General features: G+C 57.3%; 14 protein-coding genes. 6 read left to right on the forward strand and 8 right to left on the reverse strand.

The features are described from left to right. The 4 genes from PKC81_RS06035 to ligA all read left to right on the forward strand — a co-directional run. On the forward strand, positions 1-648 hold a 648-nt coding region (locus PKC81_RS06035), incomplete at its 5' end, for a S1 RNA-binding domain-containing protein (protein ID WP_324334117.1). A gap of 157 nt (positions 649-805) precedes the next feature. Next, positions 806-1,594: an outer membrane protein assembly factor BamD gene (locus tag PKC81_RS06040; RefSeq protein WP_324334119.1), complete on the forward strand. Its 789-nt coding sequence runs from the start codon at positions 806-808 to the stop codon at positions 1,592-1,594. A gap of 10 nt (positions 1,595-1,604) precedes the next feature. Then, on the forward strand, positions 1,605-3,263 hold the full coding sequence (recN, locus tag PKC81_RS06045; RefSeq protein ID WP_324334121.1) for a DNA repair protein RecN: 1,659 nt from the start codon (positions 1,605-1,607) through the stop codon (positions 3,261-3,263). Further along, positions 3,260-5,326: an NAD-dependent DNA ligase LigA gene (gene ligA, locus PKC81_RS06050; protein WP_324334123.1), complete on the forward strand. Its 2,067-nt coding sequence runs from the start codon at positions 3,260-3,262 to the stop codon at positions 5,324-5,326. The genes recN and ligA overlap by 4 nt, the downstream gene beginning before the upstream one ends. Here ligA and PKC81_RS06055 read toward each other — a convergent pair. Then, entirely contained in the window at positions 5,323-6,006 is a 684-nt protein-coding gene (locus PKC81_RS06055) for a DUF2459 domain-containing protein (RefSeq protein ID WP_324334125.1), read from the reverse strand. The genes ligA and PKC81_RS06055 overlap by 4 nt on opposite strands. A gap of 15 nt (positions 6,007-6,021) precedes the next feature. On the opposite strand from PKC81_RS06055, the gene phhA reads away from it, so the two are divergent. Beyond that, complete coding sequence (phhA, locus tag PKC81_RS06060; RefSeq protein WP_324334127.1) at positions 6,022-6,891, forward strand: phenylalanine 4-monooxygenase; 870 nt, start codon at positions 6,022-6,024, stop codon at positions 6,889-6,891. Positions 6,892-6,977: 86 nt separating this feature from the next. Here the strand turns inward: phhA and PKC81_RS06065 are convergent, their stop codons facing one another. From PKC81_RS06065 to PKC81_RS06095, 7 genes are all read right to left on the reverse strand, one after another. Further along, positions 6,978-7,532 carry a fasciclin domain-containing protein gene (locus tag PKC81_RS06065; protein ID WP_324334129.1) on the reverse strand — a complete coding sequence of 185 codons (555 nt, stop codon included), beginning with the start codon at positions 7,530-7,532 and terminating at the stop codon, positions 6,978-6,980. A 94-nt stretch (positions 7,533-7,626) separates the two neighbouring features. Next, positions 7,627-8,313: an anti-sigma factor gene (locus PKC81_RS06070; RefSeq protein ID WP_324334131.1), complete on the reverse strand. Its 687-nt coding sequence runs from the start codon at positions 8,311-8,313 to the stop codon at positions 7,627-7,629. After that, positions 8,313-8,909, reverse strand: coding sequence for a sigma-70 family RNA polymerase sigma factor (locus tag PKC81_RS06075; RefSeq protein ID WP_324334133.1), 597 nt, complete (start codon positions 8,907-8,909; stop codon positions 8,313-8,315). Before PKC81_RS06075 ends, PKC81_RS06070 begins: the two co-directional genes overlap by 1 nt. Before the next feature lie 57 nt (positions 8,910-8,966). Continuing rightward, entirely contained in the window at positions 8,967-9,929 is a 963-nt protein-coding gene (locus PKC81_RS06080; RefSeq protein ID WP_324334134.1) for a 50S ribosomal protein L11 methyltransferase, read from the reverse strand. Next, on the reverse strand, positions 9,926-10,828 hold the full coding sequence (gene bla, locus PKC81_RS06085) for a subclass B3 metallo-beta-lactamase (protein WP_324334136.1): 903 nt from the start codon (positions 10,826-10,828) through the stop codon (positions 9,926-9,928). The genes PKC81_RS06080 and bla overlap by 4 nt, the downstream gene beginning before the upstream one ends. Next, positions 10,818-11,510, reverse strand: coding sequence for an SDR family oxidoreductase (locus tag PKC81_RS06090; RefSeq protein WP_324334138.1), 693 nt, complete (start codon positions 11,508-11,510; stop codon positions 10,818-10,820). The genes bla and PKC81_RS06090 overlap by 11 nt, the downstream gene beginning before the upstream one ends. A 57-nt stretch (positions 11,511-11,567) precedes the next feature. Next, a complete protein-coding gene (locus PKC81_RS06095; protein WP_324334140.1) occupies positions 11,568-12,908 on the reverse strand; it encodes a methyl-accepting chemotaxis protein in 1,341 nt (446 codons plus the stop codon). Between the two features lie 172 nt (positions 12,909-13,080). On the opposite strand from PKC81_RS06095, the gene sdhC reads away from it, so the two are divergent. Continuing rightward, positions 13,081-13,521, forward strand: a complete 441-nt coding sequence (sdhC, locus tag PKC81_RS06100; RefSeq protein WP_324334143.1) for a succinate dehydrogenase, cytochrome b556 subunit — start codon at positions 13,081-13,083, stop codon at positions 13,519-13,521.

Below are 13,521 nucleotides of genomic sequence, written 5' to 3' on the forward strand. Positions count from 1 at the left end.
CCGCGCATCGAAACGATGCAGATCGACAAGTCGAAGATCCGTGACATCATCGGTACCGGCGGCAAGGTCATCCGTGAAATCGTCGCCACCACTGGTGCGAAGGTCGACATCGATGATGAAGGCCTGATCAAGATTTCGTCGAGCGACCTTTCGCAGATCGAAGCCGCCCGCAAATGGATTTCGGGCATCGTCGAAGAAGCTGAAGTCGGCAAAATCTATGACGGCAAGGTCGTCAACATCGTTGATTTCGGTGCGTTTGTGAACTTCATGGGTGGTAAGGACGGTCTCGTCCATGTCAGTGAAATGAAGAACGAGCGCGTTGAAAAGCCGACCGATGTTGTCAGCGAAGGCATGGACGTCAAGGTCAAGGTCCTCGAAATCGACCCGCGTGGTAAGGTTCGCCTGTCAATGCGTCTGGTCGATCAGGAAACCGGTGAAGAATTGGAAGACACCCGCCCGCCTCGCGAACCGCGTGAGCGTTCGGATCGTGGCGACCGCGGAGACCGTGGTCCCCGCCGTGAAGGTGGCGATCGTGGCCGTGGACCGCGTCGTGACGGCGGCGGACGTGATCGCGGCCCGCGTCGGGAGCGTTCGGAAGGCGGAGAAGGCGGAGATCCGAACCATGTTCCGGATTTCCTGAAAGACTGATCTTTCAGCTAGAGACTAAGGGAAAGGGCTGCTTCGGCGGCCCTTTTTCGTTGTATCGGCTGTCTTCTTGCGAACTGGTTCATCGCGGATACAGACCTGCGAATAAAGAAAGCGCAAAAGCCTTGGCGACGGCGCCAAGTGCCATTAAGGGATGCCCATGCAGAAAAAGCTTATCGCACCACTCGCGCTCGGTATGTCCGTCTTATTACTGTCAGGATGCTCCTCATTGGGGCTTGGCGGAGGTGGCGGTGGCTCGGATACCCGTTACGTCGCGCGTGACGTCAATACGCTATACATGGCGGCGAAGGAAAAGCTGGATAAAGGGCAGTATCAAATTGCAGCTGCATTGTTTGACGAAGTGGAGCGCCAGCATCCTTATTCGCCCTGGGCGCGCCGTGCGCAGTTGATGAGTGCGTTCAGCTATTACATGGCGCAGAAATATAACGAATCCACATCTTCGGCTCGCCGCTTCCTGTCGATCCATCCGGGCAACAAGGATGCGCCTTACGCTTATTATCTGATTGCTCTGAATTATTATGAGCAGATCAGCGACGTAACCCGCGACCAGAAGATTACCGAGCAAGCTCTCTCTGCGCTGGGTGAGGTGCAGAGGCGCTATCCCAATACGCGTTATGCCGCTGATGCCGGTTTGAAGATCGACCTTGTCCGTGACCATCTTGCGGGCAAAGAAATGGAAATCGGCCGTTTCTATCAGCGTCGTGCACTATGGCTTGCGGCTTCGCTTCGCTTCAAGGAAGTCGTGCAGAAATATGAAACCACGACCCATGCTCCCGAAGCGCTGTATCGCATGACTGAAAGCTATCTCGCGATGGGTATCCCGGAAGAAGCCAAACGATCCGCTGCGGTTTTGGGTGCCAACTATCCCGGCAGCAAATGGTATCAGCGCGCATACGACCTGATGCAGAAACACGCTCCCGGAGCGTGACATTGCCGCTATGTTGACGGGCCTTTCGATCCGCGACGTGGTGCTGATCGAGGCACTTGACCTCGAATTTGAAGCAGGCCTCGGTGTTCTCACCGGTGAGACTGGCGCAGGTAAATCGATCTTGCTTGATGCGCTTGGATTGGCGCTGGGCGCTCGCGCTGACAGCGGGCTTGTTCGTTCAGGTGCTGACAAGGCACAGGTGACGGCCAGTTTCGATGCGCCGATCAATGTCCTGAAACTGCTCGCCGAAAACGACATCGTTATCGAAGCCGGAGAACCGGTAATGGTACGCCGTTCGGTTCGTGCTGATGGCGGCAGCAAGGCGTTCATCAATGACCAGCCTTGTTCGGCTGCATTGCTCCGCGATGCAGGTGTTCACTTGGTTGAAATTCACGGCCAGCATGATGATCGCGGCTTACTGAACCCGCGTGGGCACCGGGCGCTGCTCGATAGCTTTGGCCGATGCGATACGGCATTGGTGTCGGGGCATTTTGAAGCATGGCAAGAGGCAAAGGCCCGGCTCGATAGTGCCCGAGAGGCACTGAACAATGCCGCTCGCGATCGCGAATGGCTGGAGCACGCCGTCGCCGAATTGCGCCGCTTTGCACCCGAAGAGGGCGAAGAAGAACTGCTCGCGACTGAACGCGCCGACATGCAGAAGGGCGAACGCATCGCCGAAGATTTGCGTGCAGTGCTGGAAGCCTTTGAAGGTTCAGAAAGCGGTCTCGCAAAACTGCGTAGCGCGGCACGAAAGCTTGATCGCCTTGCAGGTGAACATGCCTTGCTTGCTGAAGCCCTGACCGCGCTGGATCGCGCCGTCATTGAGGCAAGCGAAGCCGAGGACAAGTTGATCGCCGCGACTCAAGCCTTGAGCTTCGATCCCGAACGGCTTGATGCCATCGAAGTGCGGTTGTTTGACCTTCGCGGCTTGGCACGCAAGCACAATGTCCGCCCTGAAGAGTTGGCGAAGCTGACTGACGAGCTTGCGACGAAACTGGATGCCATCAAGGCGGGTGGAGAAGGGCTGACCAAGCTGGAGGCGGAAGTTGCCCGTCATGCCGAAGCCTATCGCAAATCGGCATCTGAATTGTCCGCGCAGCGAACGGACGCCGCCAAGCGCCTCGATGCTTCGGTTGCTGCGGAACTGGCACCGCTCAAACTGGACGCGGCGAAGTTTCAGACTGCCGTGGAAACGCTTCCGGAAGATCGTTGGACTGCATCGGGCATGGATCGTGTTGAATTCCTCATTTCGACCAACCCTGGCGCGCCCTTTGCACCGCTGGCGAAAATCGCGTCGGGTGGGGAGTTATCGCGCTTCATCCTATCGCTCAAGGTTGCATTGGCCGAAGAGGGCGGGGCCGGAACTATCATCTTCGACGAAATTGATCGCGGGGTAGGCGGTGCCGTTGCCTCGGCGATAGGTGAACGTCTCGCCCGTCTTGCCAGCGGGGGTAAGCAACTCCTTGCCGTGACCCACAGCCCGCAGGTCGCAGCCAAAGGGCAGGCGCATTATTTCATTGCCAAGTCGAGCGAAGGCACGGTGACGCGCACCGGTGTAACGCGTCTCGACTCTGAGGGGCGCCGACAGGAAATTGCCCGAATGCTCTCCGGAGCTGAAGTTACTGATGAGGCGCGCGCCCAAGCTGCACGGCTGATGGAGGGGGTGTGAGCGAGTTTGAAAACCTCTCCGAAGCCGAAGCTGCCAACGAATTGATGCGTCTGGCCAAGGCGATTGCGCATCATAACAAGCTATATCACGCGCATGACGCACCCGAGATTTCGGATGCTGAGTTCGATGCGCTCGTCAGGCGGAATAACGAACTGGAAGCGGTTTTTCCGCATCTGGTTCGTGCGGACAGCCCCAATGCACAGGTTGGGGCGGCCGTGGAGGCCTCACCACTGAGCAAGGTGACGCACGCCAAGCGGATGATGAGCCTCGACAATGCGTTTTCGGATGAGGATGTCGAGGATTTCGTGGCGCGCGTACGGCGCTTCCTGAATCTGCCTGCCGATACGTCGGTCGCGCTGACGGCAGAGGATAAGATTGACGGCCTGTCCTGTTCGTTGCGCTATGAAAATGGCGAACTGGTGCAGGCGGCCACGCGAGGCGACGGGCAAGTTGGGGAAGATGTGACCGCCAATGTGCGAACGATAGCTGATATTCCGCATCGCTTGTCCGGCAATGTTCCGGCGGTTTTTGAAGTCCGCGGCGAAGTGTTCATGGCGAAGGCCGATTTCGAGGCGCTCAATGCCCGGTTGCTGGCCGAGGCGGAAGATCCCGAAAAAGCCCGCCAATTTGCCAATCCCCGCAATGCTGCGGCAGGATCGCTGCGGCAAAAGGATCCAAAAGTGACGGCATCCCGGCCCTTGCGTTTCCTGGCGCACGGCTGGGGCGAGGCGAGCGCCATGCCCGCGGACAACCAATTTGGCGTCATGCAGGCTATTGCGGAATGGGGCATTCCGGTTTCGCCTTTTCTGAAGCCTGTCGATGGTGCGTCGGGCGCGCTGGCGCAGTATCGAGAGATCGAGCGCATGCGTGCAGACCTGCCTTATGACATCGATGGCGTGGTCTATAAGGTCGACCGTCTCGACTGGCAGGAGCGATTGGGCTTTGTCGCCAAGGCGCCGCGCTGGGCGATTGCCCACAAATTCCCGGCGGAGCAGGCCGAGACGACGCTCGAAGCAATCGATATCCAGGTTGGACGCACAGGCAAGCTGACGCCGGTAGGCCGGTTGAAGCCGGTGACTGTTGGTGGGGTCGTCGTCTCGAACGTGACCCTCCACAATCGCGATGAGATCGCGCGACTGGGCGTGCGTCCCGGTGATAGGGTGAAGGTGCAGCGGGCAGGGGATGTAATCCCCCAGATCGTCGAAAATCTGACCCGTGATGCAACACTGCCCGATTACCAATTCCCCGATCACTGCCCAGAATGCGGAAGCGAAGCCGTCGCCGAGGAAGGCGAAGTTGATGTCCGCTGCACCGGCGGACTAATCTGCCCGGCGCAGCGGGTTGAACGGCTGAAGCATTTTGTCAGCCGGGCCGCGCTCGATATCGAAGGGCTGGGCGAAAAGACCATCCAGGAATTTTTTGACCTTGGTTGGTTGCATTCACCCGCAGACATCTACCGTCTTCGAGAGCATCGCGCCGAGATATTGGGCCGCGAGGGCTGGCAGGAAAAGTCTGTGGACAACCTGTTGAATGCCATTGAGGCGAAAAGAGCGCCAGACGCAGCACGTTTGCTGTTCGGTTTGGGCATCCGGCACGTTGGTGCCGTTACTGCGCGCGACCTGTTGAAGAACTTCCAGACACTTCCGCGCTTGCGCGAAGTGGCAACTTCGGAAGCGGGCGAGGCCGAACTCACCCAAATCGACGGCATAGGGCCCGTGGTGGCGGAAGCCTTGCGCGAATTCTTCCACGAACCGCACAATGTTGAGGTTTGGGAAGACCTGCTGCAGCAGGTCTCGCCGCCCGACTATGTCGTTGAGGTCAAGGCATCGTCGGTTTCCGGCAAGACCGTGGTCTTCACCGGCGCACTCGAAACGATGAGCCGCGATGAGGCGAAGGCGCAGGCGCAGGCATTGGGCGCGAAAGCGGCAGGATCGGTATCCGCCAAGACCGATCTTGTCGTGGCTGGCCCTGGCGCGGGTTCGAAACTGAAAAAGGCGCAGGAACTGGGCATAGAGGTTATCGACGAAGCCGCCTGGGCCGCGATTGTTGCCTCCGCCGGCTAGTCAAACCAGCGCATCACCCCGCCGGGCATAGGCGTCCAGATGCCCATGCGAATACCCGCTTTTCGAAGCACCGCACCGGTCCATTCGTTGCACGTGGTATAGGCCGAATAATGGCCTTTGCTGTCATAGAACAGGTTGTTCGCTCCATAAGCAGGATAGGCCTTGCTTCGCCCGCCGGTGGTCAGACGAAATGTGGATCGGATGGACGCGATAATGCTTTTATATGCCTGTTGGCTCACCAAAAAGCGTTTGCGATGCGAGGCAGGGCGTGGATCGATGACGTGGTAGATATGGAGCGTGGTTTCGTCAGAGCCGATGATCGCAGATGCTATGTCACCGCTTTTGACGTCACCCCAGGTGCGGGCGTTCCGATAGACACGGCCATGGCCCCAACCAATCATGGCATGGGTGCCGTAAATATTGCTGTCTGACAGATGCTCTGGACGGATGAGATCCGAGAAATCTTCGCCAGCGGCGGACATCGGGACGATCAGACTGACATGAACGCCATTGGTTTCGACAAAAACCGGTATGCCCTGATCAGGTTCGCGCCAATCGGAGTTTACAGGAATGGAACTGCCTGCAAAAGCCGCCAAGAAGTAGAGGCCGATCACAAGCAGCGGCCAGCTAATCAAAGCCCGCAAAGCAGTACCAACGCTGTTGATGCGAAACAGTTTCAAGTGTAACTATCTTTCATGGCCGACTTTACCCATGTCTATGATGCTCCGCCGTCGGGCGCAAATCCGGATTGGACAATTCCGCAATCTTGGGAGGCCTTTTCGGCCGATGAGCATGCGATGTGGGACCGGCTGTTCGCACGTCAGTCGGAAATGCTGCCCGGTCGGGCCTGCGATGCCTTCATGCGCGGGATCGATGTTCTGAAGCTCGAAAAGCCAGGGATTCCCGACTATCGCGAACTGAATTCACGCCTGATGGCGGCGACGGGCTGGCAGGTGGTGGCTGTACCGGGTCTGGTTCCCGACGATGTGTTTTTCGACCATCTCGCCAACCGTCGCTTTCCTGCCGGCAATTTCATCCGCACCCCCGAACAGCTCGATTATCTGCAGGAACCTGATGTCTTCCACGACGTCTTCGGCCATGTCCCGATGCTCGCCGATCCGGTGTTTGCGGATTATATGGTAGCCTATGGCAAGGGTGGTCTGCGCAGCCTTGGCTTTGGCGCGCTGCACAAGCTGGCGCGGCTATATTGGTATACCGTCGAGTTCGGACTGATCGAGGAGCCAGCAGGCTTGCGTATTTACGGCGCTGGGATTGTGTCCAGCTATGGCGAGAGCATCTTCTGCCTCGACGATCCGAGCCCCAACCGGATCCGGTTTGATCTTTTGCGCCTGATGCGCACCGAATATCGGATCGACGATTACCAGCAGAATTATTTTGTCATCCCGTCACTCGAGCATCTGCTGAAGGTCACGGTCGAAACCGATTTCGCACCGCTTTATACGCAACTGGAATCGCTACCCGATATTCCGATTGCCGATATCCTGCCCCAAGACGACGTCATAACGCACGGCACACAGACTTACGCACATTCCAAGGCCAAATGAAAAGCCCCCTCCCGAATGGGGAGGGGGCGTGGTTGACAACCGGCTGATGGGAGGGGGGATCGGAGTACCGGTCGCCAACAAGGGCGTTACGGCATCAACACGCTGTCGATGACGTGGACAACGCCGTTCTTTTGGCGAAGGTCAGCGAGGGCGACGGTCGATTTGCCACCCTTGGCATCGGTAACAATCAGCTTGTCGCCATACATGGATGCAGTCAGCTTCTGTCCTTGAACCGTGGTGAGCGTTGCCTTGCCATTACCGCTCTTTATCGCGGCAGCGATAGCCTTGCTGTCAAAGGTGCCCGCAACAACATGATAGGTCAGAACGGTGGTCAGCGTGCCCTTGTTCTCAGGCTTAACCAGCGTTTCGACAGTGCCAGCAGGGAGCTTGCCAAAGGCAGCGTTGGTGGGCGCAAACACGGTGAAGGGGCCGGGGCTGGCGAGTGTATCGACCAGACCAGCCGCTTTGACAGCGGTAACGAGGGTCGAGAGATCAGGCGTAGCGACGGCCGCTTCGACGATATTGGTCTTCGGCGCCGCCATCGAATGGCCGCTATGGCCATGGTTATGCGCATGGCCAACGGTTGCGGCCGAAGCCATGGCTGCAGTTGCAATTGCAATCTTGAAGAGGTTCTTTTTCATGGTCTTTCCTTCTGCAAGACATGTGGGGGATGTACATGTCGGACGCAGTTACGGAATGACGAGCGAGATGGATGCAGCGGAACGAAAAATTTTTTCAGATGGTGTCGATTGCACCTTTGGCGATCACTGGTCCGGTTGCCTTTCCGTTCGGTGCACCGCCTGCTGGTTCGGGTGTAATCGCGAACAGCGCACCTTTGTGCAAATGCGGTCGCATCGCTTCTGGGATGGAGTGAACAGCAGGTTTTGAGGGGTCGATCATGCCAAGCGACCTTGCGACGCCATCTTCCGGTATGATCCACAATTCGGGATAGAGCTTACCTGTATCAAGCGAAATCGGGATGATCTGCAACGCCCCAGTTTGCGGATAATAGTTGGCGGCGACGCTTTCGCGTCCACCTTCTGCTCCAATCGCTGCGACCAGAATCTGCGGCTGTGCCGGGACAAGTTGCGTCTCGGGCTGGCGCCACAGCACGGTCGCAAGCACCAGTGCAACGGCGAATGAAGCGGCCGTCAATCCTTGCCAGATGCGAAGGTGAGTGCCCGCATTGTCCTGACGCGGTTGGGAAGCGATCGCAGCGTCGATCCGCGACCAGACAGCGGGCGAAGGAGCGTCCTCAATCAGCGGCTCCATTGCTGTCATGCGGTCTGGCCATTTGGCATATTCGGTCGCAAACTCGGGATCATCGGCAAGTCGAGCGCGCGCCTGTGCTGCCTCGGCCTTATCGAGCAGGCCCAATGCAAGTTCGCCAGCGGTTGCGATATCCTCATCGGTCAAGCGCATCAGCTCATGCCCTCAAGGCAATGGCGCAGCTTGATCAGCGCACGCCTGATGCGGCTTTTCACCGTTGGCAGCGGTGTCGATTCAGCAACGGCAAGATCGGCATAGGTCCGCCCGTTCCAGAAGGCCGCGCGAATAAAATTGGCGTCGCGATCGTCGAGTCTTTCTATGCAGCTATCCACAACGCGGGCTTCGTCTTTTTCCTCCAATCGCTTTTCTGCATCGGGTGCGGGATCGGGAATGGCCAAAGCTTCCTCGAGATCGACAGGCTTGCCCTTGTCGCGCGCGCGAAGCCTGTCGATCGCGCGGTTGCGCGTGATGGCAACCAGCCAGCTGATCGGGCTCGCTCTGTCCCTGTCAAAGGCGGCGGCACGGCTCCAGATGGTCAGATAGGCGTCTTGCAAGGCTTCCTCGGCTTCGTTCCGGTTACCGAAGATACGTAAGCAAACGCCAAAAAGTTTCGCCGAGGTTCGCCGATAGAGAAATTCGAACGCTTTTCTGTCGCCGATGCCAACCCGGCCCAGCGCATCGCTCAGCAATTCGCGTTCGCGCGTCGCGCGTGCGATGGCCATCTGGCTTGCGTCGGGTTGCGCGTTCATGTGACAATTATCGACGCTCAAGCAGGCGAGCGCAAAACGGGATTTGGCCGGTAGTCGCTACCAGGTACCGAAATCGCCCGGTGGCTGGCTGGTGCGGCCTGACGCGTGGATCGGGCGGCGATATCCATAGTGTCGGCGCTTGACCAGACGCAGGCATGGCCAGTCGCCGTTATCCTGACGGTCGACCAGCAGGAAGCCGTTGCGTCGATAGGCGCTGGCTACCTTATCGGCTTGCGTGTCGAGCAAACCGGCAAGGATCAATGTGCCGCCTTCAGCGATGACTGAGGCGAAACTTGGGGCTAATTCCACCAGTGGTCCTGCAAGGATATTGGCAATCAGCAGGTCATAGGGTGCGCGGGCAGCAATTCCCGGATGGTCGGTTCCTGTCGCAACATAGAGCGCGACCTGGCCGCTTCTCCGGCCTAAGGAGACGCCATTTACAGAGGCGTTTTCGCGTGTCACATCTATGCTTACGGGATCGATGTCCGATGCGGTCACCATTGCCCGTGGCCAAAGGTGTAGTGCAGCGAAAGCCAGCAGGCCTGTTCCAGTGCCGATATCGGCAATATGATGATAGCGTTTTCCGCTACGGTGCAACCGGTCAAGCATGGCAAGGCACCCGCTGGTCGTTTCGTGCCCGCCAGTTCCGAAAGCCTGTCCGGCCTCTATCAGAAAGGACTTCGCGCCTGCGGGGATGGAGCCCTTGTTGGTTGACGTGTGAACATAGAACCGCCCGGCATGCACCGGATCGATGCTTGTCTGGCTGAGCGTTAGCCAATCTTCGTCTGGGAGCTTCTCGACAATAGCTTTTGCGCCCAATCGGCTTTCAAGCAGTATAGTATCATGCTGTGAAGGCATTACATTGAAATAGGCCTGTATCGACCATTTCACGTCGTTAAAGGCCTCCAACTCATCGGCGACAAGTGTCGGCAGGTTTTCGAACTGCTCAAGCCATTCATCATCCTCATGCATCGCCTCTGCCTCGGCGCGCGAGCAGGGCAGGGTAAGCTTCCAGTTCATTTTGCGGCTTCTTTGGCGAGCCTGTTTTCAAGTCTTGCCAGCGAGCCCGCCGCATATTGAGAGCAAGATGTCGCGTCGATCAACGGCTCGTCGCCATTAAGACGCTCGAAAAAACCACTTTGCGAAGGATGCGGGGTGATCAGAATGTCGCAAGTCTCGAACGAGGCGATTTTTGAGATGGTCGCCCGCAAAGGCGCTATATATTCTGGATGGTCGCTAAAATGATAATCGTCCGCCGAAACAGCACTTAAGCTATCCGCAAAAACGATGTTTAAGCATTTTCCATTGTTGCAGCTTTGCCAGCGCCAGCTTGTGCCACCGGGCGAATGACCAGGCGAGGCAATCGCGGTTAGAACTTGATTGCCGATTTTCAGCGTTTCGCCGTCGCGGATTATCTGATCCACTTTGACCCCTTCGACTGGATCGAAAAGCCCTCTTTGGGGATCCAAAGGATGCACAGTGCCGCTTTCGAGAGCATCCTTGGCCTCGGCACGGGCAACCATTTTGGCGCCAGTGATCCGTTTCAATCCTGCCAAGCCGCCAGAATGATCAAAATGCTCATGGGAATTCAAAAGATAACGCACATCCTTCGGATCGAAGCCGAGATCGCGGATATTTTGAGCGATTTCGGTCGCTGCTTCCGGGATTGCGCCATCGATTAGGAAATGGCCCTGTGGCGTCGTGATCAATAGTGAAACGATACCACAGGTTCCTACCATGTATACATTGGCATAGACATGCGCCGGTGGAGCAGGATCACCCCAACCATCGCGGCCTTCGCAGGCTTTGGCGATGGGTTCAAACTTGGCAGTTGCGGCGGACTGCGTACCACTGTTCGCGGCACAACCTGTCAGGGCTGTTCCAATGAGAGCAAGGGCTGCAACCGATTTAGCGAACATAGCTGGCTCCGTTTATGTCGAGTACCGCCCCAGTCATCGATGGCGGAGCTTCCAGCGCGCAAAAACGGACGAGCGTTGCCACTTCCTCCGGCATCGCCACCCGTCCAAGGGGTATGTCGGCCAGAAGCTTGTCACCACCGCGGCTTGCCAAATAGTCCTCGGCCATTCCCGTCATCGTAAAGCCGGGGCAGATCGCAAAAGCATAGATCTGTTGCGCGGCAAAACCGCGGGCGATGCTCTTGGTCATCGCGACCATCCCGCCTTTTGATGCGGCATAATGCCAGTGCGCAGGGCTGTCGCCGCGATAGGCGGCTCGGCTGGCGACATTGATGATCCGGCCTTCCTGGCCCAGTGCCTGCCAGTGGAGGATCGCAAGACGGCAAAGCTGGGCGGAAGCCGTCAAGTTGATCGCCATCGTCCGCTCCCAGCCATCGAGCCATTCGATATCGCTGAGATCGATCGGATTGGCTTCAAACACACCTGCATTGTTGACGAGCACGTCAACGCGTCCGCCCATTTCCTGCAACGCATTGTGCCAGATTTCGGATGGAACGGTAGGATCGCTCAAGTCGCCATGCGCGCTCGAAGTTGCGTGGACGAGGACGTTGTCGTCGCCGAGCTCATCGACAATGGCCGCGCCGATACCGCGCGATCCGCCCGTTACTAAGATATGCAAGGTCATGCCCGCTGCCTTCCACAGCGGGCAATGAAATTCAACCTTGCTTAGCGAATGCGCTGATTAGCGAACCAGATTTGCGGCAAATTTTCCGGCATTGGCCTGCAGCGAGGAAATATTGCCTTCGACATCGCCAAACCCGGCTTCAAGTTGCGAGATTTCCGAGACGACATTTTCCGTATCGGCGCGGATTGCGGCGATGGTGTTCGACATCAGGTCTGCGGCGAGTGCAGTTTCATCGACCGATGCCGTGATCATGGTCACCGTCTGGGCTTGTTCTTCCATCGCATGGCGGATTCGTTCTGCGCTATGTTGCACATCCTCAACCGCAGTCTTGATGGCGACATTTGATTCGACCGACGCCTTGGTGGCATTCTGGATAGCCGTAATCTTGCCGGCAATTTCATCAGTCGCTTCGGCGGTCTGGTTGGCGAGGCTTTTCACTTCCTGCGCGACAACTGCAAAGCCGCGACCGGCATCGCCAGCGCGCGCTGCTTCGATAGTGGCGTTCAAAGCGAGAAGGTTAGTCTGGCCTGCAATATCGCGGATCAGGCCAAGGATAGATTCGATCGACTTCGACTGTTCTGAAAGAGTGTCGGTCGCTTCAACCGCTTCCTGAGCGCGCTCGGTGGCGCGATTCGCAACATCTGCCGCGGTTTCAACTTCGCTCCGCGTATCCTCAATCGCACGGATCAATCCAGCCGCAGTTTGGGCCGCTTCGCGCATCGCTACGGCAGACTGTTCGGATGCAGTAGCTACTTCTGAAGCCTTGCTAAGCATACCTTGGGCAACCGCAGTGCTAGCTGCAGCCTGTTGGCGGAGAATGTTAGCCTGTTCCGATATCTCAGCTGTGCTGGAACCGATCTCGCTTTCGAATTGGGCAGTGTAGCCTTCCTTCTGTTCGCGCTGGACGATCTTTTGATAATGGACGTAACAGGCTGATGTGACGGCAAGTTCTACCGCTGTAAAATCGTGCACGGTCTTTATCAATCTGTCGCGCGCCGGATCATTGGCTTCGAGCTTGGCATCAAAAATGTCGAAATAGCGCTGGCTGGCACGCGTCGATGCGGCCAGCAAATGCCCCAGCGGAACCCGATCCTTGCAAGCAGCAATAATCTGTGCCTTCAGATATTCTCGCCACATCGTCCCTTTGATGTCGCGCATGCGCTCACGGATATAGTTCGCGGTCGATTTGACCATTGCAGCCACATATTCCGGATTGCGGAGCTGTTCGGTATCTCCGAAACTTGTCCAATATTCCCAATAATAGGAAGCAAAGGCATCCATTTCGTCATCGACGATCGCAAGCAAGTCACGGCACTTCGACGCCATCTGACCATCAAAATCAAAGGCTTTGACGATCGTGTCAAACTCAGCCGAAAGTGACTTTTCCATATCCGACATTGCGAACTCCCGAATTGCGACCTGCACGTTACATCTTGTTAGGTGTGCAAAGTTAAGCGGGATTGGTTAACGCCCGGTTATCCATGGCAGGCAAAATTCCGTATCCCGCACCTTGCGCAGACGGTTCAAAGCGGTAAAGAGCGACGCAAACTTGAACAGGGAAGCTTAGCCGATGGCGCAGAATCCGAACCGGCCGATTTCGCCGCACTTGCAGATCTACCGCTGGGGGCCGCATATGGCGGTGTCCATCTTCCACCGCGCGACAGGCTTTGTGCTCGCAACTGCCGGAATGCTGACCTTGCTATGGTGGATTGCGTCTATTGCGGGTGGGCCGGAAAGCTATGCTAGCTTCCAATCCTGGGTAGTATCTGCGGGTGCCGAAGCCACGGGCCTGCAAACTTCCGCTAACTGGTTCTTCCGCTTGCTCGGACTGGCAGTGACATACAGCTTTTTTCAGCATTTCTTCTCGGGCATCCGCCATTTGTTGATGGATCTCGGTGCCGGCTATGAACTGACCACAGTGCGCACTTGGTCTATTGCGGTGTTTATTGCGGCGCTGACTGCAACGGCGCTGGTTGCGATGCTGGTCGCTTCGCGTTTTATGGGGATTTGA

The sequence above is a fragment of the Sphingorhabdus sp. genome (assembly GCF_035329025.1).
Classification (GTDB): Bacteria; Pseudomonadota; Alphaproteobacteria; order Sphingomonadales; family Sphingomonadaceae; genus Sphingorhabdus_B.

What these genes read in the sequence shown, in the direction of transcription:
- PKC81_RS06095 (WP_324334140.1), bottom strand. Translation starts at nt 12,908, where the DNA reads ATGTCGGATATGGAAAAGTCACTTTCGGCTGAGTTTGACACGATCGTC.
- sdhC (WP_324334143.1), top strand. Translation starts at nt 13,081, where the DNA reads ATGGCGCAGAATCCGAACCGGCCGATTTCGCCGCACTTGCAGATCTAC.
- PKC81_RS06040 (WP_324334119.1), top strand. Translation starts at nt 806, where the DNA reads ATGCAGAAAAAGCTTATCGCACCACTCGCGCTCGGTATGTCCGTCTTA.
- PKC81_RS06065 (WP_324334129.1), bottom strand. Translation starts at nt 7,532, where the DNA reads ATGAAAAAGAACCTCTTCAAGATTGCAATTGCAACTGCAGCCATGGCT.
- phhA (WP_324334127.1), top strand. Translation starts at nt 6,022, where the DNA reads ATGGCCGACTTTACCCATGTCTATGATGCTCCGCCGTCGGGCGCAAAT.
- PKC81_RS06090 (WP_324334138.1), bottom strand. Translation starts at nt 11,510, where the DNA reads ATGACCTTGCATATCTTAGTAACGGGCGGATCGCGCGGTATCGGCGCG.
- bla (WP_324334136.1), bottom strand. Translation starts at nt 10,828, where the DNA reads ATGTTCGCTAAATCGGTTGCAGCCCTTGCTCTCATTGGAACAGCCCTG.
- PKC81_RS06075 (WP_324334133.1), bottom strand. Translation starts at nt 8,909, where the DNA reads ATGAACGCGCAACCCGACGCAAGCCAGATGGCCATCGCACGCGCGACG.
- PKC81_RS06080 (WP_324334134.1), bottom strand. Translation starts at nt 9,929, where the DNA reads ATGAACTGGAAGCTTACCCTGCCCTGCTCGCGCGCCGAGGCAGAGGCG.
- recN (WP_324334121.1), top strand. Translation starts at nt 1,605, where the DNA reads ATGTTGACGGGCCTTTCGATCCGCGACGTGGTGCTGATCGAGGCACTT.
- PKC81_RS06070 (WP_324334131.1), bottom strand. Translation starts at nt 8,313, where the DNA reads ATGCGCTTGACCGATGAGGATATCGCAACCGCTGGCGAACTTGCATTG.